We start from the raw sequence: 24,050 nt of genomic DNA on the forward strand, positions 1-24,050 counted from the left end.
GGGCGGTCAGGCTGCCCGGTCGTCGGAGGTCAGCTCCAGCGGGATTGCCATTTCCTTCACATCGACCGTCGATTTGGCCAGATTGGGCGATTTGCTGCTACGGTGCTTGAACTTGCCGTCAACATGGCCGCCCTGCTCGATCGTTACATTTTCATAGGTCACGTCACCGCCGATACGGGCGGTGGAAGCAATCGCCAGATCACCGGCATCGATCGATCCTTCGACCGCACCGGACAGGCTGGCATTCTGGGCAACGATGGCGCCCTTGATTTTGCTTGACGGTCCCTGGACCAGCGACAGGCATTTGACGTCGCCAATCACTTCTCCGTCGATATGCAGGTCGACCTTCGATTCGATATTGCCGGTGATCACGATCCCGTCACCAATGATCGAGAAACTGGATCCGCTGCTGCCACTGCTTCTAGCCACGGTCGGAGCCTGACTCGTTGCGTTTCGGTGCGCTGGCGCGTTGTCGCGCGATGGCTTTGATTTTGAGAACATCACTATTCGCCTCTAAAAATGGTCGGGGGTTGATGGCGCGTCCGTTCAGCCGCACCTCGAAATGCAGATGCGTGCCGGTCGATCGTCCCGTGCTTCCCATAGCCCCCAGCTGTATTCCCTGTTCAATCTTCTGGCCGGCGGTCACGCCGATCTTCGACAAATGTGCATAGCGGGTCATCAGGCCATTGCCATGGGTGATTTCCACCGTCTTGCCATAGCCGGATTTCCACCCGGCATGGGTGACCTTGCCGCCGGCTGCGGCGAGGATCGGCAGGCCGCGCGGGCCCTTGAAATCAATGCCGCTGTGCAGCGCGCTGCCCCCGGTAAACGGGTCGCGGCGATACCCATAGCTGCTCGATATCATTCCCGTGGTCGACGGTTTGCCGGACGGGATTGCGATCAGGGTCCGCTCCAATGCGTCCATCCGCTGCAGCGCCAGATTGAGCCGCTCAAGCGTGGGGTGCAGTTGCTCGTCCTTATTGTTGAAAAAGGGAATCAGCGGACCACCCATGGCAGCCATGGAATTCTTGCTCAATTTCTCGGGGTTCAGGCCGAATTTGCGAATCGCTTCTTCGGCTTGCTCGGTGCGCTGGTTGGCGGCTCTTGTCAGGCGCCGGGCAAATTTGATCTGCCGGGCCTCAAGCTCGGCCAGCCGGGCCGCTTCGGGAAAGGCCGCGCTGATCTTCCGAGTGCTTTCCGACAATTGCCCGTCGGTCTGTTTCTCTGCCGCTGTTTCCGTTGCGTCCGCCTGTTCGCCTACAAATTGTTCGGTCATCTGATCGAGAACATCCTGCCGCTGCTTGAGATCGGCAGCGACGTCTTCGATCGACGCCTTGTAATTGGCGACGCGGCTTTCGGTGCTGTTTACCTCGGCTTCCTTCTGGGCAAGCGCCATGCGTTCGCCGGTCACGGTAAGCTGATTGACCATCATGGCGAGCGTGATCAGGAGCCAGAATAACAGCGCCGCAGCTACAGTATAGAATATACGTTTCTGCAATTTAGCCGAAATTGTCAGAAAACGGACCTGTCCGTGTGATCGCATGAAAAATTCGCGATCCGTAAACATATGGTCCAGCCGGGCTCTTAACCCTTGTCCGGTATTGTGTTTGTGCATGACCCGCCGTTGTAATTCGTAATCCCCGACCGGTCGCTAGCAGAGGGTAGGGAGGCTGGCGACTCGCATCAGGGCGACTCGTGACGAGTCGAACGAGTCGTGCGATGAATTGCGTGATTGGGAATAATTTGTCCGCCAGAATGCCGATTCGGGGTAATCGATTGTTGAGGCAGGGCAAAAATTTCTTGCCCGAACTAGTGGCGATTGTGGGTTAAATTGCCGCCGCCACCATGCTAGCAGCCCCTCTATGACTGAATCTGCACAACTGATTACCGACATGGGCCGCAAGGCACGGGCCGCATTCTCACAGCTCACCGGGGTGAGCGAAGGCCAGAAATCTGCCGCCCTGAAAGCGGCGGCGCGGCAATTGCGCGCCAATCAACAGACCATATTGGCCGCCAACCAGCGCGATGTGGAAAGCGCCCGGGAACGCGAATTGACTGAAGCCATGATCGACCGGCTGATGATCGACGAAGGCCGGCTTGAAGCCATTGCGTCAGCGGTGGAGCAGGTTGCCGATCTGCCCGATCCCGTCGGACAGACCATCGATCGTACCGAACGGCCCAATGGCCTGTCGATGGAACGCGTCCGGGTCCCCTTGGGCGTTATCGGCATCATTTACGAAAGTCGCCCCAATGTGACCGCCGATGCGGCGGCCCTGACATTGCGATCCGGCAATGCCGTCATATTGCGCGGCGGTTCGGAAGCGATCCACAGCAATGGCGCTATTTTTGAAGCCATGGCGGCGGGCGTTGTCGAAGCGGGGCTTCCTGCCGACGCGATCCAGCTGGTCCAGACCACCGACCGTGCTGCGGTGGGGGCCATGCTGAAAGCCAGCGGACTGATCGACATCATCATTCCGCGCGGCGGCAAGTCGCTGGTCAAGCGGGTGCAGGATGAAGCCCGGGTGCCGGTGCTGGCGCATCTCGATGGCATCAACCACAGTTATATCGGCAAGGACGCGGATCAGGACAAAGCCATCGCCATCGCCGTCAATGCGAAAATGCGTCGCACCGGAATCTGCGGCGCGATGGAAACCTTGCTGATCGATCAGGATTATCCAGCGCCTGGCGCGCTGGTACGGGCGCTGCTGGAGGCCGGTTGCGAGTTGCGCGGCGACGACGCCATACTCGAGCTGGACGAACGCATCGTCTCGGCCGAGGCGACGGACTGGGATACCGAATATCTTGCGCCGATCCTGTCGGTCGCGATGGTGAACGGGGTGGATGAGGCGCTGGCCCATATCGCCGAACATGGTTCGCATCATACCGATGTCATCGTTACCGAAGATGCCGAACTGGCCGAACGGTTCATTCAGCGCGCCGACAGCGCAATCGTGATGCACAATACATCGAGTCAGTTCGCCGACGGCGGTGAATTCGGCCTGGGTGCGGAAATCGGCATTTCGACCGGGCGGTTGCATGCGCGTGGTCCGGTGGCGCTGGAAGGTCTGACCACCTATAAATGGGTGGTGCGCGGAACCGGGCAAGTGCGGCCTTGAGCCGGTCCTGGTGAAAACCACCGGCCTGCTTGGCGGATCGTTCAATCCCGCCCATGGCGCTCATCGTTCGATCAGTCTGTTTGCCATCGAAGAGCTGGATCTGGACGAATATTGGTGGCTGGTTTCACCGGGCAACCCGCTGAAAGAAGGGGCCAGAGACATGGCGCCACTGCATGCGCGACTGGCATCCGCCCAAAAAATGGCACGCCGCAGCAGAATCAAACCGACTGCCATCGAGCAGGATCTGGGCACGCGCTACACCTATGACACGCTGTGCAAACTGGTGCGCCGCTATCCGAAACGGCAGTTTGTGTGGATCATGGGTGCCGATAATCTGGCGCAATTCCACCGCTGGAAAGACTGGCGAAAGATCGCCCGATTATTGCCGATTGCAGTTATTTCGAGACCCGGCTATGATGATGATGCTTTTGCGGCTCCCGCAATGGCCTGGCTGCGGCGCTTCGTCCACCCCGCGAGCCAGCGTCGTAACTGGACCAACTGGAGTACGCCGGCGCTGACATTCCTGCGCTATCGTCCCGACCCACGCTCGGCCACCGCGATCCGGATGGCCCGGCCCCATTGGCATCAGCAATATGATGATCGCCGCGTTCGTGACGCGGTGACACACCGGCTGATTGGCCCAGAAGATTAGGATTTAAGGTGACGAAACCGAAGGTAAAAGCTCTGAAATCTGCTACTTCCAAGGAAGGAAAGGCCGAATCAGACGCGCTCCACGCGCTTGTCATGAAATCGCTCGACGATGATCAGGCACAGGATATTGTTTCCATAGCGCTGGCCGGCAAAAGCAATATCGCCGATCATATGGTGATCGCGGAAGGGCGTTCGACGAGGCAGGTCGCCGCGATCGCTCAGAAACTGGCCGAGCGCGTCAAAAAAGCCGGTGGTACCGCCCGAATCGAAGGTCTCGCCAATGCCGACTGGGTATTGATCGATGCGGGTGATGTGATCGTGCATCTGTTCCGGCCGGAAGTTCGCAGCTTCTACAATCTGGAGCGGATGTGGGCCGTTGATGAGGAAGGCGATGCGGCAGAAGTCGCCGAAGCCTGATATCGCCGGGCGATGAGGCTGCATATCGTCGCCCGCGGCAAAATCGGCCGCAGTCCGGAAGCGGAGCTTGTTGACCGCTATGTAAAACGCATCGGCTGGGACGTGAAGATCAGCGAGCTGCCCGACCAGGGTGGCAAGATGCCGAAGCTGCAGGGTGTAACCAGAATCATCGCCATGGACGAGACCGGTGAAAACTGGACCTCGAAAAAATTCGCCAATCTGCTTTCGGCCTGGCGCGATGACGGCGCGCGCGAAGCGCGGTTCCTGATTGGTGCTGCCGATGGCCTGAGCGCTGATGAACGCGCCAGTGCAGATCATTTCTTTTCCTTCGGCAAAGCGACCTGGCCGCATATGATGGCGCGGGCGATGCTCGCCGAACAGCTGTTCCGGGCGACTTCGATCATTGCCGGCCATCCCTATCACCGGGAAGGATGAGCAAATGATCCGTTCCGCGCTTGCCCTGATCGCCTTTCTTGGCCTTGCCACGACCGGTGCAGCGCTGCTTTCTGCGCAGTCTCCCGGGCCGAGCCTTTCCGAACAGCAACGCAGCCTGCTGACCGCGCGCGAACAATCCGAACGCGCCCGCCAGCGCAGCGAGGCCTTGCGCCGGCAGGCCGAAGCGGCGAGCAATGATGCCGACCGGATTGCCGCCGAAGCAGCAGCGCTCGCGGCCCGCATCCAGTCCGCTGAAGCCGATATCAAGGCCGCCCGCACCCGTATCGCCATTGTCGCCAAACTTCAGCAGCGCCAGCGGGCCCGTCTGGCGGAAAAGCAGGGACCAATGATCCGGCTGACGGCCGCGCTGCAGATGATGACCCGCAAGCCGACCGCGCTGGCTCTGGTGGAACCGCGTTCGCTCGACGAGCTTATCTACATGCGTTCGATCCTGTCTGCGGTGATGCCCGAAATAGAGCGGCGTACCGCCAGCCTTCGCGACGAGGTCAGGCAGGGTGAGGAGCTTCGCCAGCAGGCGGCCCGCGCGCTTGCCTCGCTGGACGAAAGCCAGCGTCGGCTGCGCGATAGGCGTCAGCAATTGGCCAGTCTCGAGGCCAGCGAAAGGATCGAGGCCCGGCGCTTTTCCGACGATGCGGGGATCGAGCAGGACCAGGCCCTCGCGCTTGGCGAGGAAGCGCGCGACATATTGGATCTGATGGACCGGATACGCGAAAGCGGAGCGGTGCGTGAATCACTGGCAGATCTCGAGGGACCCTTGCTGCGGCCCGGTCAGGGGCAGGAGTCTCCGGCTGACCGGCCTTCGCGGGAGGGTGAAGTTGCCAGTGCCTATCGCTTGCCGGTAATCGGTGAAGTTGTCACCGGCCTCGGCGAGATATCCGACAGCGGTTACCGTTCGCGCGGGCTTACCATTGCCGTCGACCCAGGCGCGCAGATCGTTGCGCCGGCTGCCGGACGGGTGGCTTATGCGGGTCGTTACCGGGGTTATGGCAACATATTGATCATCGAACATGCTGCAGGCTGGACGAGTCTGATCACCAATATGGCGACGGGCAGTGTCGCGGTCGGCGACCGGGTGGTGCAAGGGGCTCCGGTCGGGCGGTCCGGAGCCGATGATCCCGCAGTCACCATCGAGTTGCGCCGCAATGGCAGGCCGATCGATATTGCCGCCCTGATCGGCTGAAAACCGGGGAAAAGACGCGAAAATTGTCGTTGGTCGAAGGCTCGCGTCATTATTGGTTAAGCTGCTTTGCTTTACAGACGATTCCAGCCTATATTTGGTGCCGATTTATACCGACAGGACATTATTGATGAAAAAGCCCGTTTTGCAAGCCGCCGCTCTTGTGCTGACCGTCGCGCTTTTGCCCGCGACAACGTCGGCAATTTCCGCCGTTGACGCCAATACCTACCGGGAAATGGAACAGTTCATGAGCGTCTTTGAACGGGTGCGGAATGACTATGTCGATCAGGTCGATGACGCCGATCTTATCAAGGGCGCTATTGAAGGCATGCTGGCCAGCCTAGATCCGCACAGCAGCTTTCTCGGAGCGCGTGACTTTGAAAATCTGCGGACACAGACCGACGGCAATTACGGCGGCCTCGGTCTTTCGGTGACTCTGGAAGACGGCGCGGTAAAAGTCATTGCTCCGTTTAAGGACACGCCGGCCGACAAGGCAGGCGTCAAAGCGGGCGACTATATCACTCATATCGATGGCGAACTGATCTACGGCGGCACGCTGGATGAGGCGGTCGAGGAAATGCGTGGCAAGCCTGGTGATCCGATCACCATCACGATCGTCCGCCCTGGCCGCGACAAGCCATTCGATGTGTCGATGAAACGCGCGATTATCGATCTCAAGCCGGTTACCTGGGAGGTCAGGGACGAAATCGGCGTGATCAGCATCAACAGTTTCTCCAATGAAACCGGTGCCGATGTCGCCGCAGCAATTGCCGGTATCGACCAGTCTCTCGGCAAGAAGCCGCTGGGCTATGTGCTGGATCTGCGTTCCAATCCGGGCGGCTTGCTTGATGAAGCCGTGTCGGTTTCCGACGTTTTCCTGTCGCGCGGCGAAATCGTGTCCCAACGCGGTCGCGAAAAATCCGATATCGAACGCTATTTCGCCAAGAGCGGTGATGCCGCTGGCGGGCTGCCGGTCATTGTCCTGATCGATGCCGGTTCGGCTTCGGCATCCGAAATTGTCGCCGGCGCCCTGCAGGATCATCACCGCGCGCTGGTCATGGGCGAGCGCAGTTTCGGCAAGGGTTCGGTGCAGACCTTGCTGCCGCTTTCCAATGACAGTGCGCTGCGCCTGACCACGGCGCGCTATTACACGCCTTCGGGCAAGTCCGTGCAGGAAGGTGGTATCGAACCGGATATCAATGTGCCGCAATTGTCCGATCCTGACTACAAGACCCGGCCGCGGTTCCGCGAATCCGATCTGCGCCGTCATCTCGTCAACGAAATCAAGCTGAAAGACGAGGTGCTCGAGGAAGACAGCAAGGATGATCCCCGCTTCACCCAAACGGCCGAAGAGTTGAAAGAGCAGGGTGTGGAGGATTTTCAACTGCATTATGCCTTGCAGACCATTGGTCGCCTCGGACCCGACGGATTGAAAATGGCGATAAACAAGGCCGCCAAAAAGACTGGCAAGAAAACCCTGGTCGCGAAAAACTAGGGCCACCCGATGGCATTTGTCCGCAACGCTGCCTGGCTGGCCCTTTTGCTTCCGACGGCATTGCTCGGCGGCGCGCTGATCGGCCAATATGGCTTTGATCTCTATCCGTGCGAAATGTGCATGTGGCAAAGATGGCCGCATCTCGTCGCGATCGTTCTCGCTGTCATTGCGCTGATGTTGCGCGCCAGGCCTGCATCCACAATGCTGGTGCTGGCCGCTGCGCTGGCGATATTGACAAGCGGCCTGATCGGCGGGTTCCACGCCGGTGTCGAATATGGCTGGTGGGAAGGGCTGACTTCCTGTGCGACCAATGTCCCGGCTGGCGGCGATATGCTCGATTCGATCATGAGCGCACCGCTTGTGCGTTGCGATGTCGCGCCCTGGTCACTGTTCGGCATTTCCCTCGCCGGTTTTAATTTTCTCTTGTCAGCGAGCGGTGCCATTCTCATCTTGGTCATGCTTGCCAAGCGGCGAAAGGATACCGGCCATGTCTGAGACAAAATTGGGACAAACCAGAGCGGATATCGCATCAATGATCCGGGTCAACCAGGCCGGGGAATATGGTGCGGCGCAAATCTACAAGGGACAGCTGGCGGTGATGGGCGACCATGCGCCGCAGAGCAGCGAGATCCATCACATGGCGGAACAGGAGCAGCGCCATCTCGATGCTTTTGACCAGATGATAGCAGAGCGTGGCGTACGGCCCACAATCTTGCAGCCTTTTTGGAAAATGGCCGGCTATGCGCTGGGCGCGACAACGGCAGCAATGGGCCCTCGCGCGGCGATGGCCTGCACGGCGGCGGTAGAAACCGAGATAGACCAGCATTATCAGGAGCAGCTCGGTGCACTTGAAGCCGAAAGCGAACCCGAGCTGACCCGTATGATTGCGGAGTTTCGCGAAGAGGAATTGGAGCATAAGGCAACGGCTATTGCATCGGGCGCGGAAGAGACGCCCGGCTATCCGGTGTTGAGCGCGGCGATCCGGCTGGGATGCCGGGTTGCTATCGGATTGTCGAAACGAATCTAGGGAAGCGTGGGCCGCTTCAGCACCGGTTCAGGCCGGTGTGCACAAAGGAACGATATGATGAATAAAATTTTGATCTCCGCCGCCGCCCTGTCAGCCGCCAGCCTGCTGGCTTTTCCGGCGCAGGCTCAGGATCAGGCCGGTGACCGGGTCAATCAGCTGGTCATCTATGGCGACGATCCCTGCCCCCAGAGCAGCGAAGACGAGATTGTCGTCTGTGCGCGCAAGGACGAGGGGGAACGGTATCGCATTCCCGAAACCCTGAGAAGCGGCAGCCTGGGCGATGCCAAGAACCAGGCGTGGTCGGAACGCGTCAAATCCTATGAATATGTCGGAGCCGCAGGGACCAGCAGCTGTTCGCCAACCGGTGCAGGAGGCTTCACGGGATGTACCCAGCAATTGCTGCGTCAGGCCTATGCCGAAAAGGGCATTGATGACACGGTCAACTGGGGGCAATTGATCGAGGAAGAACGCCAGAAACGCCTGTCGCGGATCGACTCTGAAGCGGAAGCGGTCGAGGAGCGGCTGCTCGAAATCGAAGCGCAGCGGGAAGCGCGGGAAGCCGCAGCCGAAGCTGCGCGCGAGCGGCTGGATGCGAAAGATGCAGAAGCCTTGAATGCCACCAGCGATCTTGCCGTGCCACCCGGGGCGGATGAAACGCCTGATCCGGATGGTGAGTGACTAGCCGGCCTTTTGGGCATCAATCCAGCGGTTGACCTGCGCTTCAAGCATATCCAGCGGCACCGCGCCCTGCCCGAGCACGACATCGTGAAAGGCGCGCAGATCGAACTTGTCGCCCAGTTCGCTGGTCGCTTTCGCGCGTAATTCGCGGATCTTCAGCTCGCCCATTTTATAGGCCAGAGCCTGTCCCGGCCAGCTGATGTAGCGGTTCACCTCCGCTTCGATATTGGCCTCGCTGAGCGCGGTATTGTCGGTCATGAAATCGATCGCCCGCTGCTTGCTCCAGCCCTTGCTGTGGATGCCGGTATCGACGACCAGTCGGCAGGCGCGCCACATTTCGTAAGACAGCCGTCCCATATTCTTGGCCGGTGTGTCGTAAAGATCCATCTCGATGCCGAGCCGTTCCGAGTAAAGCCCCCAGCCTTCGACAAAAGCGGTGAAAAACGCCCCATATTTGCGGAAATCGGGCATGTCCAGTTCCTGCTGCAAGGCAATCTGCTGATGATGGCCGGGCACCGCTTCATGCACGCTCAGCGCCGGAATTTCCCAGAACGGCCGCTGGTCCAGTTTGGATGTGTTGACATAATAATAGCCGGCGATGCCCACTTCGGGTGACCCCGGGTTATAATAAGCTGTGGTTGTGCCTTCGGCTGTCTCGGCGGGGATTTCCTTGATACCGTAAGGCAGGCGCGCCAGCTTGCCGATGATTGACGGCATTTTGCCATCGATGATCTTGGTCACGCGGGCGACCTTTTCCATCAGCTCTTCCGGCGTCTTGGCATAATATCGCGGATCAGTGCGGAGATGCTCGATAAACGCCTCGCGGCTTTCGTAACCCGCTTCCTTGGCGACCTCCACCATTTCAGCCCGGATCCGCGCCACTTCGCTCAGTCCGATATTGTGGATTTCATCGGCTGACTTGTCCGTGGTCGTCATCTGCCGAATGCGGAAATCATAATATTCCGCGCCACCGGGTTGCGCCGAAACGCCCGGTGCCCTGGCGCAATTCGGGGCATAGTCTTTGACGTACCAGTCGAGATGCTTCTTCACCGCCGGGTTGATCACCGTGGTGATGGTTCCGGCAGCTTCCGCGGCCAGACTGTCGAACGTTGCTTCATCTATCGTCTCGGGCCGCTTGCGCGTGAAGGGCTGGTAGAAACGGGATTGTGTGACATCATCGGTGAGCAGACCGGAAATACTGGTTTCATAACCGACCATGGAAACGCATGGCTGGACATAGCCGCCGGCGAGTGCCTTGCTGGCGACGGCGATCGACTGGTCATTGACCCGCGCATATTGTTTGAGCCGGTTGATATAGGTCTGATAATCCTGCGCGTTACGGAACGGCAGATTGTTCTGCATGCTGGCAAAGCTCTGATGCCAGCCGCCGCGATTGGTGAAGTTGATGGTGCGCTGGCCATAGCTGTTCGCTTCGATCTGCTCGGCGAGCGATCGGCGCAAGATGCCATAGTTGGTCTTGTCATCCTCGCTCAGTGTCGCCGTGTCGATTGCGTCGAGTTGTGCGAGCCAGGCCTTGGCCTTGGCCACGCGCTTGTCCTCGGCCTCGAGACTGGCGTCACTGACCCGGCCAACCGGATCATCGACCCCGAGCGAGGAGGCAAATTCGGGATATTGTTCCAGCTGATAGGCCCAATAGGCCTTTACAACATCCTTCAATCCGGGATCCTGCTGGGCGATAGCCGGCGGTGCGAAAGCCACAGTCGCCGCCGTTCCCATGGCCAATATCATCTTGCGCATCTTCTTCCCCTTCATATAGTCGCCAGAACTGACGGAGATTGTTATTTTCAAAAAAGCAGAGACTAATCGGTCGCGTGGGCACAGGCAACTTCTTCTGCCCGATGGATTTGACCGGATGCTAGGAATATTGGCGATCATCCTGATGCTGGCCGTAATCGCCGCTGTTCTGCGTGGCCAGGACCAGTGGGCGGAAATATCCTGGTCGGTCTGGGCCCATATGGCCTCTATCAGTCTTGCCCTGCTGCTTACACCCGTTATGCTGTGGCGGTCGCGCGGAGACCGGCTGCACAGGCGGCTGGGATGGGTATGGTCCGTGGCCATGCTGTTCACCGCATTGATCAGCTTTGACATTCGCCAGATTGAGGCTGGCGGCTTTAGCTATATCCATTTGCTCTCGGTGGCGACTTTGTTGCTGGTGCCGCTGCTGATATGGCAAGCGCGGCGCCACAATGTTTCCGGTCACCGTTCGGCGGTGCGCGGATTGATTGCCGGCGCTCTTCTGGTCGCCGGCTTTTTCACCTTTCCCTTCAACCGATTGCTGGGTGGCTGGCTGTTCGGCTGAGCAACTGGCGACGCAGATCGCTCGCTTGATCCAGACCAATAGCCCGTATTGTCAAGGGTGCGATCGCGGATCCGCCGGCGATACCGATGATGATGGTGGCGAGATCCAGGGGATGATCCCATGGCGTCTGGCTGACATCGACAGTCTGGATCTTGCTGAGCGGTAACAGGGTCAGTCTGCGGCGCCACCAGCCGGACCGGACGAAGAGCTGGCCGTCGCTCAAAACATATTGGTGTTGCCGCCAGCTGAGAATCAGCACCAGGCTGACGGGACCGGCGAGCAGCAGCACTAAGTAAAAGCCAGAGTGGAACAGGGTTCCGCTTGTCATGGCAATCGCTGCCAGCAGCAGCACCGCCAGTAGCGCGCGGCGCCACCAGAGAGCAGAGTTGACCTGATGAAATGGGACGGTTCCTCCAGGTGAACGGATCGCGCACTGGTCCAGAACTGCGTCGATCTCCGCGCGGGTCGCGCAGGGGGCGGCGCTATGGTCCGATTCACCGCTGGCGTCACCGGCGAGTGACTTGAACTTCAGATGATACCAGCCAAAGCGCTGGCGCACCGGCCCAGTCTGGATGATCGCTGCCTGGACCCGGTGAATCGGCATGACCATGTCGGTCAGGGTAAAAAGGCCGCGGCGCCGGCGAAAGCCGGGTTGCCCGCTATCGACCCGGTCCAGGCGGAAGCCATATTCGCGGATGAATGTGCGGATGATCCCGCTGACAAAGCCGATAATGACCAGCGAAAAAATGGCGCCCAGAACACCAGCGATCCGCATCCAGAAACTCAGACCGTCGATGATCTCCTGATTGGACAAAGCATCGAACCAGTTGCGCGGATCGAAAAAATAATCGGGGAGCAGGAAATCCAGATTCTGCGCGAGGGCACCCAGAATGGCGAGCAGCACGAACGAGAAGTTGAACAGTCCCGCGATAAAAATACGGCGGTTGTCCATTGCGAACAACGGGGGGGCTTCGTCGGTGACAAGCTGTTCGATCGAGCGTGGCGAGGCCGCGCTCCGCCTGGCCTTGTAATCCCTTATCGTGTCGCGAAGCTCTTCTGCATCGGACCGTGTCAGGGCCTCCAGCTGGCCATCTTCGCCGCCGCCCGCGCCGGTTTCCAGCGCTACCGTCGCAAGGCGGAGCAGGCGATGGGGCAGCTTCTGTTCCAGACTGACATCCTGGATGCGGTCAAAGGGGATCGAGCGGTTGTTGCGGTTAAGCAGGCCGCTCCTGATCCGGATTTCGCGGTCTGTGACCTGATAGGTGAAGCGCGACCAGATCAGCGCGGTCACCCCGACGACGAGCGCGACCAGCGCCAGTGCCGCGAGCATCGTATAGGCGATATTCTGGTCGAACAGGCTGAAGTGGAGCACGGCAATCGCGACGATATTCCGCCCAATCATCGACAGGGATTTCAATATGATACTGAGCGGATGCAGGTGCCGGAAGGGTGCGCTGTCCTGCACTGTCGATGTTTCTGGGGCCCCGGTCATATCATGTCTTGGCGGATATGGCCCTTGATTGTTTCGCGCATGGATTCTGCGTCGGCGGTGGCCAGGCCGGGCAGGGTGACAATGCTGTTATGCGTTCCCGCCGTATGGACGATCAGGGTCGACAGGTCGAAGAGGCGTTGCAGCGGACCTTGCGCGACATCGATATGCTGGATCCGGTTGAACGGGACGATGGTGTCGGTGCGCCAGAGATAGCCGCGGAGCACCCGCAATTGCGCGTCGCCCATGTCATAGCCCCACCGGCGGTAGATGCGGTGGGGCAGGACCGAGATCATCAGAAAGGCAAGGGCGGCTGTGGGGACGAGGACCATTCCGGCCTGTATCTCATGGTGCATATAGAGCAGCGTTTCGGCGACCGATGCGAGGATCAGCAGGATCAGCGCCCGCAGGATCATCTGGATCCGGAGCAGGCTCTTGTGTGGCGGATGAAGCGGCGTCAGGCCCTGGTTATAGCTGGGCGACAGGGCGGGTTCCGGCGCGGTGGCAGGATCGGAATTGGAAGATTTGGAAGCATGTTCGGCCATCTGACTGCTATGGCCGAACTGTGTTACCGAAGCAAGACAGATGATGCGTGCCGCAGCGCCCGCTTCTCGCTATCGGGCCAGCGCGGTTTCGGCCTGCTCGATCAGGGATTTGATAATTTCGGCCACCGATTCTTCCGCCTTCACCATGCCGACGGACTGTCCGGCCATGACACTTCCATGCTCAATATCGCCATCAATGACCGCTTTTCTGAGCGCTCCTGCCCAAAAATGTTCAATTTGTAGCTGTGCTTCTCCCATTTCGATCTCGCCGGAATCCAACAATTTGGCGACTTCGATCTGTTTGCGGGTAAATTCCTCGGTCCCCTTGTTCTTGAGCGCGCGGACCGGGATGACCGGCAGGCGCGGATCGACCTGGACGCTGGTGATCGCATCGCGGGCATTGCCGCGGATAAAAGCCTTCTTGAAATCGGGATGGGCGATCGATTCATGGGCGCAGACGAAGCGAGTGCCGAGCTGGACACCGCTGGCGCCCATTTCTAGATAGGCGGCAATCATTTCGCCGGTGCCGATGCCACCGGCAACGAACACGGGAAGCTGGTCGGCGATTTCGGGCAATATTTCTTGCGCCAGAACAGAGGTGGACACCGGCCCGATATGGCCGCCCGCTTCCATGCCCTCGATGACGATGGCGTCGACGCCGGAGCGGATGAACTTCTTGGCCAGCGCCATGGCGGGAGCAAAGCAGATGATCTTCGCGCCGGTTTCCTTGATCGCTTCCAGGCTGCCCTTGGGCGGCAGACCGCCCGCCAGAACGACATGGCTGACCTGATGCTTGCCGCAGATGCCGATCAATTCCATCAGGTCGGGATGCATGGTGATCAGATTGACGCCGAACGGTTTGTCGGTGCGCTTCTTCGTCTCGGCAATTTCCGTGTCGAGCAATTCCGGCGTCATCGCGCCGCAGGCAATCACGCCAAAGCCCCCGGCGTTGGAAATCGCGCTGACCAGATTACGCTCGGATACCCAGGACATCGCCCCGCACATGATCGCCGTGTCGCAGCCGAGAAAATCGGTGCCGCGCTGCATGAGAGACTGAAGGGTGGATTGGGTCATTGCATTTCTTTCTAAAGCTCTCTTCCCTTCAGGGGAGAGAGTCGGGAGAGAGGTAAGGTCACGTGACTTCCCCTCCCTTGATCCCTCCCCTGAAGGGGAGAGAGAATATCAGGCCGCGTCTTCTGCATCCAGACCATAAGCGGTGTGGAGCACGCGTAGCGCCAGTTCGGTATAATCTTCCTCGATCAGCACGCTGACCTTGATTTCCGAGGTGGTGATCGCCTGGATGTTGACGCCGCGCTCGGCCAGTGCCTTGAACATGGTGGCGGCGATGCCGGCATGGCTCTTCATGCCGACACCGACGACCGAAATCTTGGCGACATTGGTGTCGGGAATCAGCCGGTTGAAACCGATTTTTTCCTTTGCGCCTTCCAGCACCTGCATCGCCCGGTCGAGATCGACGCTCGGCACGGTGAAGGTCACGTCGGTTTCGCCTTTTTCGCGGCCGACATTCTGGATGATCATGTCGACGTTGATCGCCGCGTCGGCGAGCGGTGCAAAAATATCCGCCACCGCACCCGGCTTGTCGGGCACGCGCGTCAGGGTGATTTTGGCTTCATTCTTGTCATGGGCGATGCCGGTGATCAGCTGCCGTTCCATATCTTCTATCTCCATTTCGTCTTCGCTGACGATCATCGTGCCGGGCAGGTCGTCGGCGGTATGATTGGTATTTTCATCGGTAAAGGAGGAAAGCACCTGAATGCGCACGCCTTCCTTCATCGCCAGTCCTACCGAGCGGGTCTGCAATACTTTCGCGCCGACGCTGGCCAGTTCGAGCATTTCCTCGAAGGTCACCTTGTTCAGCTTTCGCGCCCGCGTCACGATCCGCGGGTCGGTGGTGTAGACGCCATCGACATCGGTGTAGATGTCGCAGCGATCGGCCTTGACCGCCGCAGCGATGGCCACAGCACTGGTATCGGAACCACCGCGTCCCAGCGTGGTAATCCGTCCGTCGTCGCTGACGCCCTGAAAGCCGGGAATGATGGCAATCTCCCCTGCGGCCATGGATGCCGCGAGCTTGTCGGCGTCGATTTCTTCGATCCGCGCCTTGCTGTGCGCCTCTATGGTGCGAACCGGCATTTGCCAGCCGAGCCAGCTGCGCGCCTTGGCGCCCAGCGACTGCAGGGCGATAGCCAGCAGGCCCGAGGTGACTTGCTCGCCAGAGGACACCACCACGTCATATTCCGCAGGGTCATAGAGGGAGCTGGCTTCGCGGCAAAAATTCACCAGCCGGTCGGTATCGCCAGCCATGGCGGAGACCACCACGGCGACTTCGTGGCCGGCGTCGGACTGTTGTTTGACGATCTGCGCCACCCGGCGGATACGTTCGATTCCGGCCATCGAGGTGCCGCCGAATTTCATCACTATGCGTGCCATGCTGCTGTCGCTAAAACTTTCGATAAAAAGGGCCTGAACAGGATTGAAAAGCCTGATAAAGAGGCGACATGACAAAGGCAAGTAGCACGATCAAGCCCGAAGAAGCCGCGCATTTTGGCGGGCTGGCCGCAGACTGGTGGGACCCGAAGGGCCGTTCGGCCATGTTGCACCGGCTGAATCCGGTACGGCTTGCCTATATTCGCGACGCGATAGACCTGCATTTCCATTGTGATTCCAGCCTGCTCCGCCCGCTTTCCGGCAAATCGGCACTGGATGTCGGTTGCGGTGCCGGCCTGCTATGCGAACCGCTGGCCCGGCTGGGTGCGCGGGTCACCGGACTTGATGCGGCTGCCGAAAATATCGCGGTGGCCAAGGCGCATGCCGAGCCGCAGGGGCTGGATATCGACTACCGCAACGAGGCTGTCGAAGATTTTGGCGGGACAGATTTTGATCTGGTGACTTCGCTGGAGGTGATCGAGCATGTCGATGACCCGCAGGCTTTCGTCAATGGTCTGGCGGCTTCGCTGGCAGATGACGGCCTGATGATCCTTTCGACACCCAATCGCACCGCGCTGTCGAACCTGCTGCTGGTCGAACTGGCCGAACGGACCGGACAAATCCCGCGCGGGACCCATCATCACGAGCAGTTCATCACGCCGGACGAGCTGGAGAAGCTGCTGAGCAATGCCGGTCTCGACGTCGTGGATACCAGCGGCCTGTCCTATAGTCCGTCCAAGGGTTTCGCGCTGTCCGACAATCTGGCGCTCAATTATCTGATGACCGTCGTAAAAGCCTGATGACCAGATTCCGGCCCTATTTGCGGTCGGACAAACAGGCCTGTCTTGCGCTGTTCGACGGTAATGTGCCGGAATTTTTCGACGCGACCGAGCGCGACGAATTTGCCGCGTTTCTCGACAGGCCGGGCGAGGCATATTTCGTCATCGAGCAAGAGGACGCGGTCATCGGCTGCGGCGGCTTCGCCAGGGAAGTCCGAGGGCAGGCCCGTTTCACCTGGGGCATGGTGGACCGAAACCATCATGGTGACGGTCTGGGGCGGTTGCTGGCCGAACATAGATTGCGCGCGATTGTTGCGGCGGGCGCATATTCGGAGGTTGAATTGTTCACCACGCCAAAAATTGCGCCGTTCTTTGCCCGATTCGGTTTTGTCCAGATCGATGTGGAGAAAGACGGCTTCGCACCCGGCATGGACAGGGTGCAGATGATCAAGACGCTTTAGCACTCGCCTTGCGCGACGCGCTAGAAATCGACCTTTTCATAATGGGCCGGCGGTGCGATCACTTCCATCCGTTCGGACAGCAAGGGCCGGAAGGAGGGGCGCGACTTGAACATGCTGTACCAGGCCTTGGTTTGCTCGTGGCCGGTCCAGTCGATCGTCCCGAGATAATCGGCAACCGAAATCTGGGCGGCAGCTGCCAGATCGGCAAGGCTCATAGTGGCGCCCGCCAGCCAGCTGCGGTGGTCGATCAGATAATCGACATAATCGAGATGCGAATTCGCGCGACGCATCGCCTCACGCAAGATCTTGGCATCGGGCGGTTCGCGCCGGACCAGTCTCTTGTGCATCCGCTCGTGCAGCATCGGCGCGGTAACGTCGCCGTAAAATTGCTCGTCGAACCAGGCGACCAGACGGCGGATCTCGGCCCGGTTTACCGCCGTGCCGTTGATCATCGGAGCCTTTTCGACCGTTTCCTCGATATATTCGCAAATGGCGACGCTATCGACCAGATGGATGTCGCGTTCGCTATGTTTCATTACCGGGGTCCGGCCGGTCGGGTTCATCGCCAGAAATTCGTCGCGCTGATCCCATGGCGATTCGCGAACCAGCTCGTAGCCGACCGACTTCTCGCCCAGCAGCAAGCGGACTTTGCGCGAAAACGGACAAAGAGGGAATTGGTACAACTGCCACATGATATTGGTGTTAGGCCCGAATAGAGTTTTGGGGAAGAGCTTTGATGCAGGTTTCCCACAATGTCCTGCAGGGAAAGCTACGCACGGTCAGTCGGTCCGTTCCGTCCGGCCTTCTATTATTCCAATCATGGATTGCGATTGGCGAAGGCGCGCAGTGACTGCCGTGGTCCGTTGTCCGCCACCCCGCCAAAACCGCAGCCGCGGGGCGGCCTAGTCCGGCTGATAGATGGCCAGCCGGTTGCCCGCCGGATCCACGCATTCAAACCGCCGTCCGCCGGGGAAGGCGAAAATCTCTCTGACGATTTCGCCGTCCGCCGCTTTCACCTGCGCAAGCGACGCTTCGAGATCATCGCTCTCGAATGTCGGCATCGGAGCGACCGGTTCGGTGCCTGCGGCCAGCCCGATATCGACCGGCCCGCCTTCGACCGCAGCATAGCCCGGGCCATAATCGGTGAAGGCCAAGCCAAAGGCCTTTTCGTAGAAGGCCTTGCTGGCGGGCAGGTCGCCGGCCTTCATTTCGAGATAGTTCGGGGTGATTTTGGGCATGGTTTTTCCTTCTCCATTCGCATGGGCGGCACAGATATGCAGCTAGAAACGGCTAGCACACCTAATGCAGAAATTATATTTCTGCGTTTTGTCATCCGGAGAAGGATAGGACGGTGCAGGGAGCATGATAAGAACGTAATCTAAGTGGCCCCAAGGCACGCTCTCGGGCCAATGCGAAAATAACTTTTATCGTTGTCATTCGTATATTTTAGTATTTCGACATTGTCTCCGATTGAGCAATCGACGATCAACTTGCTTGTCCCCTTTAATTGCACGTGACTGCCGTCATCCATCTTTACTTTCAATAAAGTCACGTAAGTGGGGACTTCTGTGACCGATGGCTGCCAGATTTTCACCAAAGTTCCCGAGACAAATTCAGGTGGATTTTTTGTCGCTGCCCAGAATCCCGTCGCATGGATATAATAGAGTATAGCGAAAATAGCCCCGAGGCCTGACACGAGCAAGAACAGGCCCCGCTCGCGTTTGACTTTCCAGATCCAATAAGCCCGTTGAATTTTCCAACTCACAAATTCATTCCGCCGCCTCGATCGCCTCTTTATCCGATAAAGGGTGTTCGATCCGGCTGACCATCTCCTTCGGACAGACCTGCCAGAAGCGATCCCGCCAGCGGTCCCAGTCGCGCAGGATCGATTCGGACCATTTGCTGTCGGTGGTCTGGTGATGGCGCTCGACCAGCTGGTGCAGATGCGCTTCCCAATAGGCGCTGTCGAGCCGCTGCCAGACAATGCTTTCACCGTTGGCCATTCTTTCGAAATTGTCGTCGGTGTCGAGAATGAAGGCCATGCCGCCGGTCATGCCGGCGCCAAAATTACTGCCGACCGGGCCCAGGATGACGGCATTGCCGCCGGTCATATATTCGCAGCCATTGGCGCCGCAGCCCTCGACCACGACATCCGCGCCGCTGTTGCGCACGGCGAACCGCTCGCCCGCCTGACCGGCGGCATAAAGCTGTCCGGCGGTGGCGCCGTAGAGCACGGTATTGCCGATGATCGTATTGTCCTGGCTGACCAGCGGCGAGCTGACCATCGGTCGGACGACGATCTTGCCGCCGCACAGGCCCTTGCCGACATAGTCGTTGGAATCGCCGAATATTTCCAGCGTGATCCCCTGGCAGAGAAAGGCGCCGAGCGACTGGCCCGCCGATCCGCGCAGGCGGATGTGGACATGGTCCTCGTTCAAGGTGCTCATGCCATATTTGGCGGTGATCTCGGCGGAGAAACGCGTGCCGACGGCGCGGTGGGTGTTGCGCACGGTATAGGTCAGCTGCATTTTCTCGCGCCGCTGGAACACCGGTTTGGCGTCGTCGATCATTTCCGCGTCGAGACTGTCCGGCACCTCGTTGCGCGGCGTGTCGATGTTGAAGCTGCGCTGGTCATCCTTGGCGTCGACCTTGGCGAGGATCGGGTTGAGATCGAGATCGTCGAGATGCTCGGCGCCGCGGCTGACCTGCCGCAGCAGTTCGGTGCGGCCAATGATCTCATTGAGCGAGCGATAGCCAAGGCGCGCCAGTATTTCGCGCACTTCCTCGGCCATATAGGTCATCAGGTTGATCACCTTTTCCGGTGTGCCGGTGAATTTTGCGCGCAGCTTTTCATCCTGCACGCAGACGCCGACCGGGCAGGTGTTGCTGTGGCACTGGCGGACCATGATGCAGCCCATGGCAACCAGGCTGAGCGTGCCGATGCCGAATTCCTCGGCGCCCAAAATCGCGGCGATGACAATGTCGCGGCCGGTCTTCAGCCCGCCATCTGTGCGCAGCTTCACCCGGTGGCGCAGGCCGTTGAGGGTGAGCACCTGATTGGCTTCGGTGAGCCCCATTTCCCACGGCGTGCCGGCGAACTTGATCGAGGTTTGCGGCGAGGCGCCGGTGCCGCCGGTGTTGCCGGAGATCAGGATGACATCGGCATGGGCCTTGGCGACGCCCGCGGCGATCGTGCCGATGCCGGCGGAGGAGACCAGCTTCACGCAAACCTGCGCGCGCGGGTTGATCTGCTTGAGATCGTAGATCAGCTGGGCGAGATCCTCGATCGAGTAGATATCATGATGCGGCGGCGGCGAGATCAGGGTGACGCCCGGTGTCGAATGGCGCAGCTTGGCGATAAATTCGGTGACCTTGAAGCCGGGCAGCTGGCCGCCCTCGCCGGGCTTGGCGCCCTGGGCGACCTTGATCTCGATTTCCTCGCAGGCACCGAGATATTCCGAGGTCACGCCGAAGCGGCCGGAGGCGACCTGTTTGATCGGGCTGGAGGCATTGTCGCCATTTTCAAACGGGGTGTAGCGGCGTTTTTCCTCGCCGCCTTCGCCGGACACGGATTTCGCGCCGATCCGGTTCATCGCGATGGCGAGCGTCTCGTGCGCTTCGGGGCTGAGCGCGCCGAGGCTCATGCCCGGGGTATTGAAACGCTTGCGCACTTCGGTAATCGCCTCGACCTCGTCGATCGGCACCGGCACCGGCGCATAGTTGAACTCCATCAGATCGCGCAGATAGATCGGCTCCATCTCGTGCACGGCCTGTGAAAATTGCAGATAGGAGGAATAGCTGTCCTGCGCCACGGCGGTTTGCAGCAGGTGCATCATGTGCGCGCTATAGGCATGGGCTTCACCGCCATCGCGCTGCTTGTAGAAGCCGCCGACCGGCAGGCGAACGACGGCCGGTTCAAAGGCCGCTTCATGCTTCTCCTGCGCATTGATGAACAGAGAGGCATAGCCTTCGCCGGAAATCTTCGTCGGCATGCCGGGGAAGAGATCGTTGCACAGGGCGCGGGACAGGCCGACGGCCTCGAAATTATAGCCGCCGCGATAGCTGGAGATGACGGCAATGCCCATTTTCGACATGATCTTGAGCAGGCCATCGTCGACCGCTTTCTTGTGCCGTGCCAGACATTGCTCCAGCGTCAGGTCGCCGAACAGGCCGCGGGCATGGCGGTCGGCGATGGCCGCTTCCGCCATATAGGCGTTGACTGTGGTCGCGCCGACCCCGATCAGCACCGCATAGCAATGGGTGTCGAGACATTCGGCCGCGCGGACGTTGACCGAGGCGTAGGAGCGCAGTCCCTTGCGGACCAGATGGGTGTGCACCGCCGCGGTTGCGATCACCATGGAAATGGCCATCCGGTCTTCGTCAATATCCTCGTCGGTGAGGAAAATCTCGGTCTTGCCGGCGCGCACTGCCTGTTCCGCCTCGGAGCGGATCCGGGCGAGGGCGTCGCGCAGCTCGATCGCTCCGCCGCTGGTGCTCATGGTACAATCAATCTGCGCCACGGCATCGCCAAAGCCCAGCTTTAGCCGCTCCCACAGGGCGCAGCTGAGCACCGGGCTTTCCAGCACCATCACGTCCTCGTTCTGGCTGTCCTGCTCGAGAATATTGGCAAGATTGGAAAAGCGGGTGCGCAGGCTCATTACATGGCGCTCGCGCAGGCTGTCGATCGGCGGGTTGGTCACCTGGGAAAAATTCTGCTTGAAGAAGTGGCTGATCTGGCGCGGCTTGACGCTGATCACCGCGAGCGGTGTATCGTCGCCCATCGAGCCGACCGCTTCCTTGGCATCCTCGACCATCGGCGCGAGGATCATTTCCATGTCCTCGAGCGTATGGCCGGCGGCGGTCTGGCGGCGGATCAATTCTTCCCGGGAAAAGCCCATGCCGGAATTTTCCGGTGCCGGCGGCAGATCGTCGACGGTCAGGAATCCCTTGACCAGATCGGCATAGGGTTCTTCCGATGCGATCCGGTCCTTGAGCTCGCGATCCTTGAACAGCACGCCTTCATCCAGATCGACCGCGATCATCTGTCCGGGGCCGAGCCGGCCTTTCTCGACAACCTGGCTTTCGGGCACAACGACCAGACCGGATTCACTGCCAATGATCAGCAGATTGTCAGCGGTGATCGAATAGCGCAGCGGCCGGAGCGCGTTGCGATCAACCCCGGCGACAGCCCAGTGGCCATCGGTCATCGCCAGCGCGGCCGGACCGTCCCATGGTTCCATGACGCTCGCCATATATTCGTACATCGCCTGGTGGGCGGGATCGATGTCCGGATCGTTCTGCCACGCCTGGGGCACCAGCATGATCTTCGCGGTCGGCGCATCGCGGCCCGAGCGGCAGATGGTCTCGAACACAGCGTCCAGCGCCGCGGTGTCGGAGGAACCGGCCGGAATCACCGGCTTGATATCTTCGCTATGATCACCGAAGGCGAGGCTCGCCATCTTGATCTCGTGGCTCTTCATCCAGTTCTTGTTGCCGCGGATGGTGTTGATCTCGCCATTATGGGCGAGACAGCGGAACGGCTGCGCCAGCCACCATTGCGGGAAGGTGTTGGTCGAGTAGCGCTGGTGGAAAATCGCCACCCGGCTTTCGAACCGCTCGTCGGTCAGGTCGGGATAGAATACCGACAAAGATTCGGCGAGGAACAGGCCCTTGTAGATGATCGAGCGGCAGGACAGGCTGCAGATATAGAAATCCTGGATCTGCGCCGCGATCACCTTCTTCTCGATCCGGCGACGGATGAGATAGAGATTCTTCTCGAACTCGCGCGCGTCCTGCCGGTCCGGCATCGGGCCGGCGATCATGATCTGCTCGATCTCGGGCCGGGTATTCTGGGCCTTCTGCCCGATCACCGACACGTCGACCGGCACCTGGCGCCAGCCATAGATGGTGTAGCCGGCCTCGATGATTTCGGCCTCGACAATGGTGCGGCACATTTCCTGGGCATTGAGATCGGTGCGCGGCAGGAAGATCATGCCCACGGCGAGCCGGTTCGGGCGGACCTTGTGGCCGCTGTCGGCAATCGCGTCATCAAAAAACCGCTCGGGCAGGTCTACGTGCAGGCCGGCGCCGTCGCCGGTCTTGCCATCGGCATCGACCGCACCCCGGTGCCAGACCGCCTTCAGCGCATCGATGGCCGAGGACACAACCCGCCGCGACGGCTTGCCGTCGGTCGCCGCGACCAGACCGACACCGCAGGCGTCACTTTCGAATTCTGGCCGGTACATGCCTTCGCGAGCGAGGCGTTCATGTTCGGATGTAGGATATTGGTGGGTCATTCGTCTTCATCCTGCAGGCGCGCATCGGTGTCTTGCGTAAGCGGAGGCGGAAGATGGGTGGTCGCTTCCTCGACCTTTTTCATGATCGCCGGCATCGCCTGCATCATCTCGGGCACAAAGCCCATCATCGACTGCATCATTTCCGGATCGACAAAGACCATCATATAATCGCGGGCAAAAGCGCCACCGGTTTCGGTCGCGAAAAAGGCGTTCATCTCGGCAAGTTGGTCTGCCGTGAATTTCCGGGCATAGATATTGGCGAGACTTTTGCGCAGTGCCGGCTCCATGCTGGTCATCAGGTCGACCATTTCATTGGTCATGACCCGGGTCGATATCTGCATCCGCTCCCGAAAATGCGGGTCTCTCTCCAGCATCATGTCATTGATCGACGCATCGCCCAGTTCATCGAGCTCGGGATCATCAATGCCCATGTCCTTCATTGTCTCTGCCATCGACCGGTCCAAACTCTGGTTGATGATGCTGTCCATCATCTCATCCATCGTGCCCTTCATCATCCGCTCGTAGGTACCGAGCGGGAAGAGATAGTCGACCGTGACCTTGGCAGCGGCGAGCCGGGCGGGGTCTGTCGCCAGCTGCTCGGCATCGTCAGCCGGGACGGTCTTGTCCTGAGCTATCGCCGGACCGGACAATACCAGCGCCAGGGGTGCGGCAACAGTTGCGAAAATCATTTTCAT

The 24,050-nt window shown here is 59.8% G+C and carries 23 protein-coding genes; 12 read left to right on the forward strand and 11 right to left on the reverse strand.

What is annotated here, in order from left to right; genetic code table 11:
- Window positions 1-6: 6 nt before the first annotated feature.
- Together SPHFLASMR4Y_RS12345 and SPHFLASMR4Y_RS12350 are read right to left on the reverse strand one after the other, a co-directional pair.
- Window positions 7-429, reverse strand: a complete 423-nt coding sequence (locus SPHFLASMR4Y_RS12345; RefSeq protein ID WP_236554039.1) for a polymer-forming cytoskeletal protein — start codon at window positions 427-429, stop codon at window positions 7-9.
- Entirely contained in the window at window positions 422-1,615 is a 1,194-nt protein-coding gene (locus SPHFLASMR4Y_RS12350) for a M23 family metallopeptidase (RefSeq protein ID WP_089133813.1), read from the reverse strand. Before SPHFLASMR4Y_RS12350 ends, SPHFLASMR4Y_RS12345 begins: the two co-directional genes overlap by 8 nt.
- Before the next feature lie 247 nt (window positions 1,616-1,862).
- On the opposite strand from SPHFLASMR4Y_RS12350, the gene SPHFLASMR4Y_RS12355 reads away from it, so the two are divergent.
- The 9 genes from SPHFLASMR4Y_RS12355 to SPHFLASMR4Y_RS12395 all read left to right on the forward strand — a co-directional run bounded on the left by SPHFLASMR4Y_RS12355 (window position 1,863) and on the right by SPHFLASMR4Y_RS12395 (window position 9,017).
- Window positions 1,863-3,116: a glutamate-5-semialdehyde dehydrogenase gene (locus SPHFLASMR4Y_RS12355; RefSeq protein WP_089133814.1), complete on the forward strand. Its 1,254-nt coding sequence runs from the start codon at window positions 1,863-1,865 to the stop codon at window positions 3,114-3,116.
- Between the two features lie 10 nt (window positions 3,117-3,126).
- The gene (locus SPHFLASMR4Y_RS12360) at window positions 3,127-3,768 is read left to right on the forward strand and encodes a nicotinate-nucleotide adenylyltransferase (RefSeq protein ID WP_089133815.1); all 642 of its coding nucleotides are present in this window, start codon (window positions 3,127-3,129) and stop codon (window positions 3,766-3,768) included.
- A 92-nt stretch (window positions 3,769-3,860) separates the two neighbouring features.
- Entirely contained in the window at window positions 3,861-4,184 is a 324-nt protein-coding gene (gene rsfS, locus SPHFLASMR4Y_RS12365; RefSeq protein WP_089134871.1) for a ribosome silencing factor, read from the forward strand.
- Between the two features lie 12 nt (window positions 4,185-4,196).
- Window positions 4,197-4,619, forward strand: coding sequence for a 23S rRNA (pseudouridine(1915)-N(3))-methyltransferase RlmH (locus SPHFLASMR4Y_RS12370; RefSeq protein ID WP_089133816.1), 423 nt, complete (start codon window positions 4,197-4,199; stop codon window positions 4,617-4,619).
- Window positions 4,620-4,623: 4 nt separating this feature from the next.
- A complete protein-coding gene (locus tag SPHFLASMR4Y_RS12375) occupies window positions 4,624-5,820 on the forward strand; it encodes a murein hydrolase activator EnvC family protein (RefSeq protein WP_089133817.1) in 1,197 nt (398 codons plus the stop codon).
- Window positions 5,821-5,947: 127 nt separating this feature from the next.
- Complete coding sequence (locus SPHFLASMR4Y_RS12380) at window positions 5,948-7,312, forward strand: S41 family peptidase (protein ID WP_089133818.1); 1,365 nt, start codon at window positions 5,948-5,950, stop codon at window positions 7,310-7,312.
- Between the two features lie 9 nt (window positions 7,313-7,321).
- Complete coding sequence (locus SPHFLASMR4Y_RS12385; protein WP_089133819.1) at window positions 7,322-7,807, forward strand: disulfide bond formation protein B; 486 nt, start codon at window positions 7,322-7,324, stop codon at window positions 7,805-7,807.
- Window positions 7,800-8,339, forward strand: coding sequence for a demethoxyubiquinone hydroxylase family protein (locus tag SPHFLASMR4Y_RS12390; RefSeq protein WP_260806964.1), 540 nt, complete (start codon window positions 7,800-7,802; stop codon window positions 8,337-8,339). Before SPHFLASMR4Y_RS12385 ends, SPHFLASMR4Y_RS12390 begins: the two co-directional genes overlap by 8 nt.
- A gap of 54 nt (window positions 8,340-8,393) precedes the next feature.
- Window positions 8,394-9,017, forward strand: coding sequence for a hypothetical protein (locus SPHFLASMR4Y_RS12395; RefSeq protein WP_089133821.1), 624 nt, complete (start codon window positions 8,394-8,396; stop codon window positions 9,015-9,017).
- On the opposite strand, the gene SPHFLASMR4Y_RS12400 is transcribed toward SPHFLASMR4Y_RS12395, so the two are convergent.
- The gene (locus SPHFLASMR4Y_RS12400; protein WP_089134872.1) at window positions 9,018-10,775 is read right to left on the reverse strand and encodes a DUF885 domain-containing protein; all 1,758 of its coding nucleotides are present in this window, start codon (window positions 10,773-10,775) and stop codon (window positions 9,018-9,020) included.
- A gap of 115 nt (window positions 10,776-10,890) precedes the next feature.
- Here SPHFLASMR4Y_RS12400 and SPHFLASMR4Y_RS12405 point away from each other — a divergent pair, with 115 nt between their 5' ends.
- The gene (locus SPHFLASMR4Y_RS12405) at window positions 10,891-11,337 is read left to right on the forward strand and encodes a DUF2306 domain-containing protein (RefSeq protein WP_089133822.1); all 447 of its coding nucleotides are present in this window, start codon (window positions 10,891-10,893) and stop codon (window positions 11,335-11,337) included.
- On the opposite strand, the gene SPHFLASMR4Y_RS12410 is transcribed toward SPHFLASMR4Y_RS12405, so the two are convergent.
- From SPHFLASMR4Y_RS12410 to SPHFLASMR4Y_RS12425, 4 genes are all read right to left on the reverse strand, one after another.
- Window positions 11,303-12,829 (reverse strand): PH domain-containing protein, encoded by a 1,527-nt coding sequence (locus SPHFLASMR4Y_RS12410; RefSeq protein WP_089133823.1) that lies wholly within the window; start codon window positions 12,827-12,829, stop codon window positions 11,303-11,305. The two genes, SPHFLASMR4Y_RS12405 and SPHFLASMR4Y_RS12410, sit on opposite strands and share 35 nt — an antisense overlap.
- Window positions 12,826-13,371, reverse strand: a complete 546-nt coding sequence (locus SPHFLASMR4Y_RS12415; protein WP_089133824.1) for a PH domain-containing protein — start codon at window positions 13,369-13,371, stop codon at window positions 12,826-12,828. Before SPHFLASMR4Y_RS12415 ends, SPHFLASMR4Y_RS12410 begins: the two co-directional genes overlap by 4 nt.
- A gap of 69 nt (window positions 13,372-13,440) precedes the next feature.
- On the reverse strand, window positions 13,441-14,445 hold the full coding sequence (locus tag SPHFLASMR4Y_RS12420) for an NAD(P)H-dependent flavin oxidoreductase (RefSeq protein ID WP_089133825.1): 1,005 nt from the start codon (window positions 14,443-14,445) through the stop codon (window positions 13,441-13,443).
- A gap of 108 nt (window positions 14,446-14,553) precedes the next feature.
- Window positions 14,554-15,822, reverse strand: coding sequence for an aspartate kinase (locus SPHFLASMR4Y_RS12425; RefSeq protein ID WP_089133826.1), 1,269 nt, complete (start codon window positions 15,820-15,822; stop codon window positions 14,554-14,556).
- 68 nt (window positions 15,823-15,890) lie between these two features.
- Here SPHFLASMR4Y_RS12425 and ubiG point away from each other — a divergent pair, with 68 nt between their 5' ends.
- Both ubiG and SPHFLASMR4Y_RS12435 read left to right on the forward strand, forming a co-directional pair.
- Window positions 15,891-16,619 (forward strand): bifunctional 2-polyprenyl-6-hydroxyphenol methylase/3-demethylubiquinol 3-O-methyltransferase UbiG, encoded by a 729-nt coding sequence (gene ubiG / locus SPHFLASMR4Y_RS12430; protein WP_089133827.1) that lies wholly within the window; start codon window positions 15,891-15,893, stop codon window positions 16,617-16,619.
- Window positions 16,619-17,059, forward strand: coding sequence for a GNAT family N-acetyltransferase (locus SPHFLASMR4Y_RS12435; protein WP_089133828.1), 441 nt, complete (start codon window positions 16,619-16,621; stop codon window positions 17,057-17,059). Before ubiG ends, SPHFLASMR4Y_RS12435 begins: the two co-directional genes overlap by 1 nt.
- Window positions 17,060-17,079: 20 nt before the next feature.
- Here SPHFLASMR4Y_RS12435 and SPHFLASMR4Y_RS12440 read toward each other — a convergent pair whose 3' ends face one another.
- The 4 genes from SPHFLASMR4Y_RS12440 to SPHFLASMR4Y_RS12460 form a co-directional block, all read right to left on the reverse strand.
- Window positions 17,080-17,751, reverse strand: coding sequence for a glutathione S-transferase family protein (locus tag SPHFLASMR4Y_RS12440; protein WP_089133829.1), 672 nt, complete (start codon window positions 17,749-17,751; stop codon window positions 17,080-17,082).
- A 210-nt stretch (window positions 17,752-17,961) separates the two neighbouring features.
- A complete protein-coding gene (locus SPHFLASMR4Y_RS12445) occupies window positions 17,962-18,297 on the reverse strand; it encodes a VOC family protein (RefSeq protein WP_089133830.1) in 336 nt (111 codons plus the stop codon).
- 531 nt (window positions 18,298-18,828) lie between these two features.
- Entirely contained in the window at window positions 18,829-23,355 is a 4,527-nt protein-coding gene (gene gltB / locus SPHFLASMR4Y_RS12455; protein WP_089133832.1) for a glutamate synthase large subunit, read from the reverse strand.
- Window positions 23,352-24,050 (reverse strand): DUF2059 domain-containing protein, encoded by a 699-nt coding sequence (locus tag SPHFLASMR4Y_RS12460; RefSeq protein ID WP_186265931.1) that lies wholly within the window; start codon window positions 24,048-24,050, stop codon window positions 23,352-23,354. The genes gltB and SPHFLASMR4Y_RS12460 overlap by 4 nt, the downstream gene beginning before the upstream one ends.

It is taken from the genome of Sphingorhabdus sp. SMR4y, assembly GCF_002218195.1.
Lineage (GTDB): Bacteria > Pseudomonadota > Alphaproteobacteria > Sphingomonadales > Sphingomonadaceae > Parasphingorhabdus.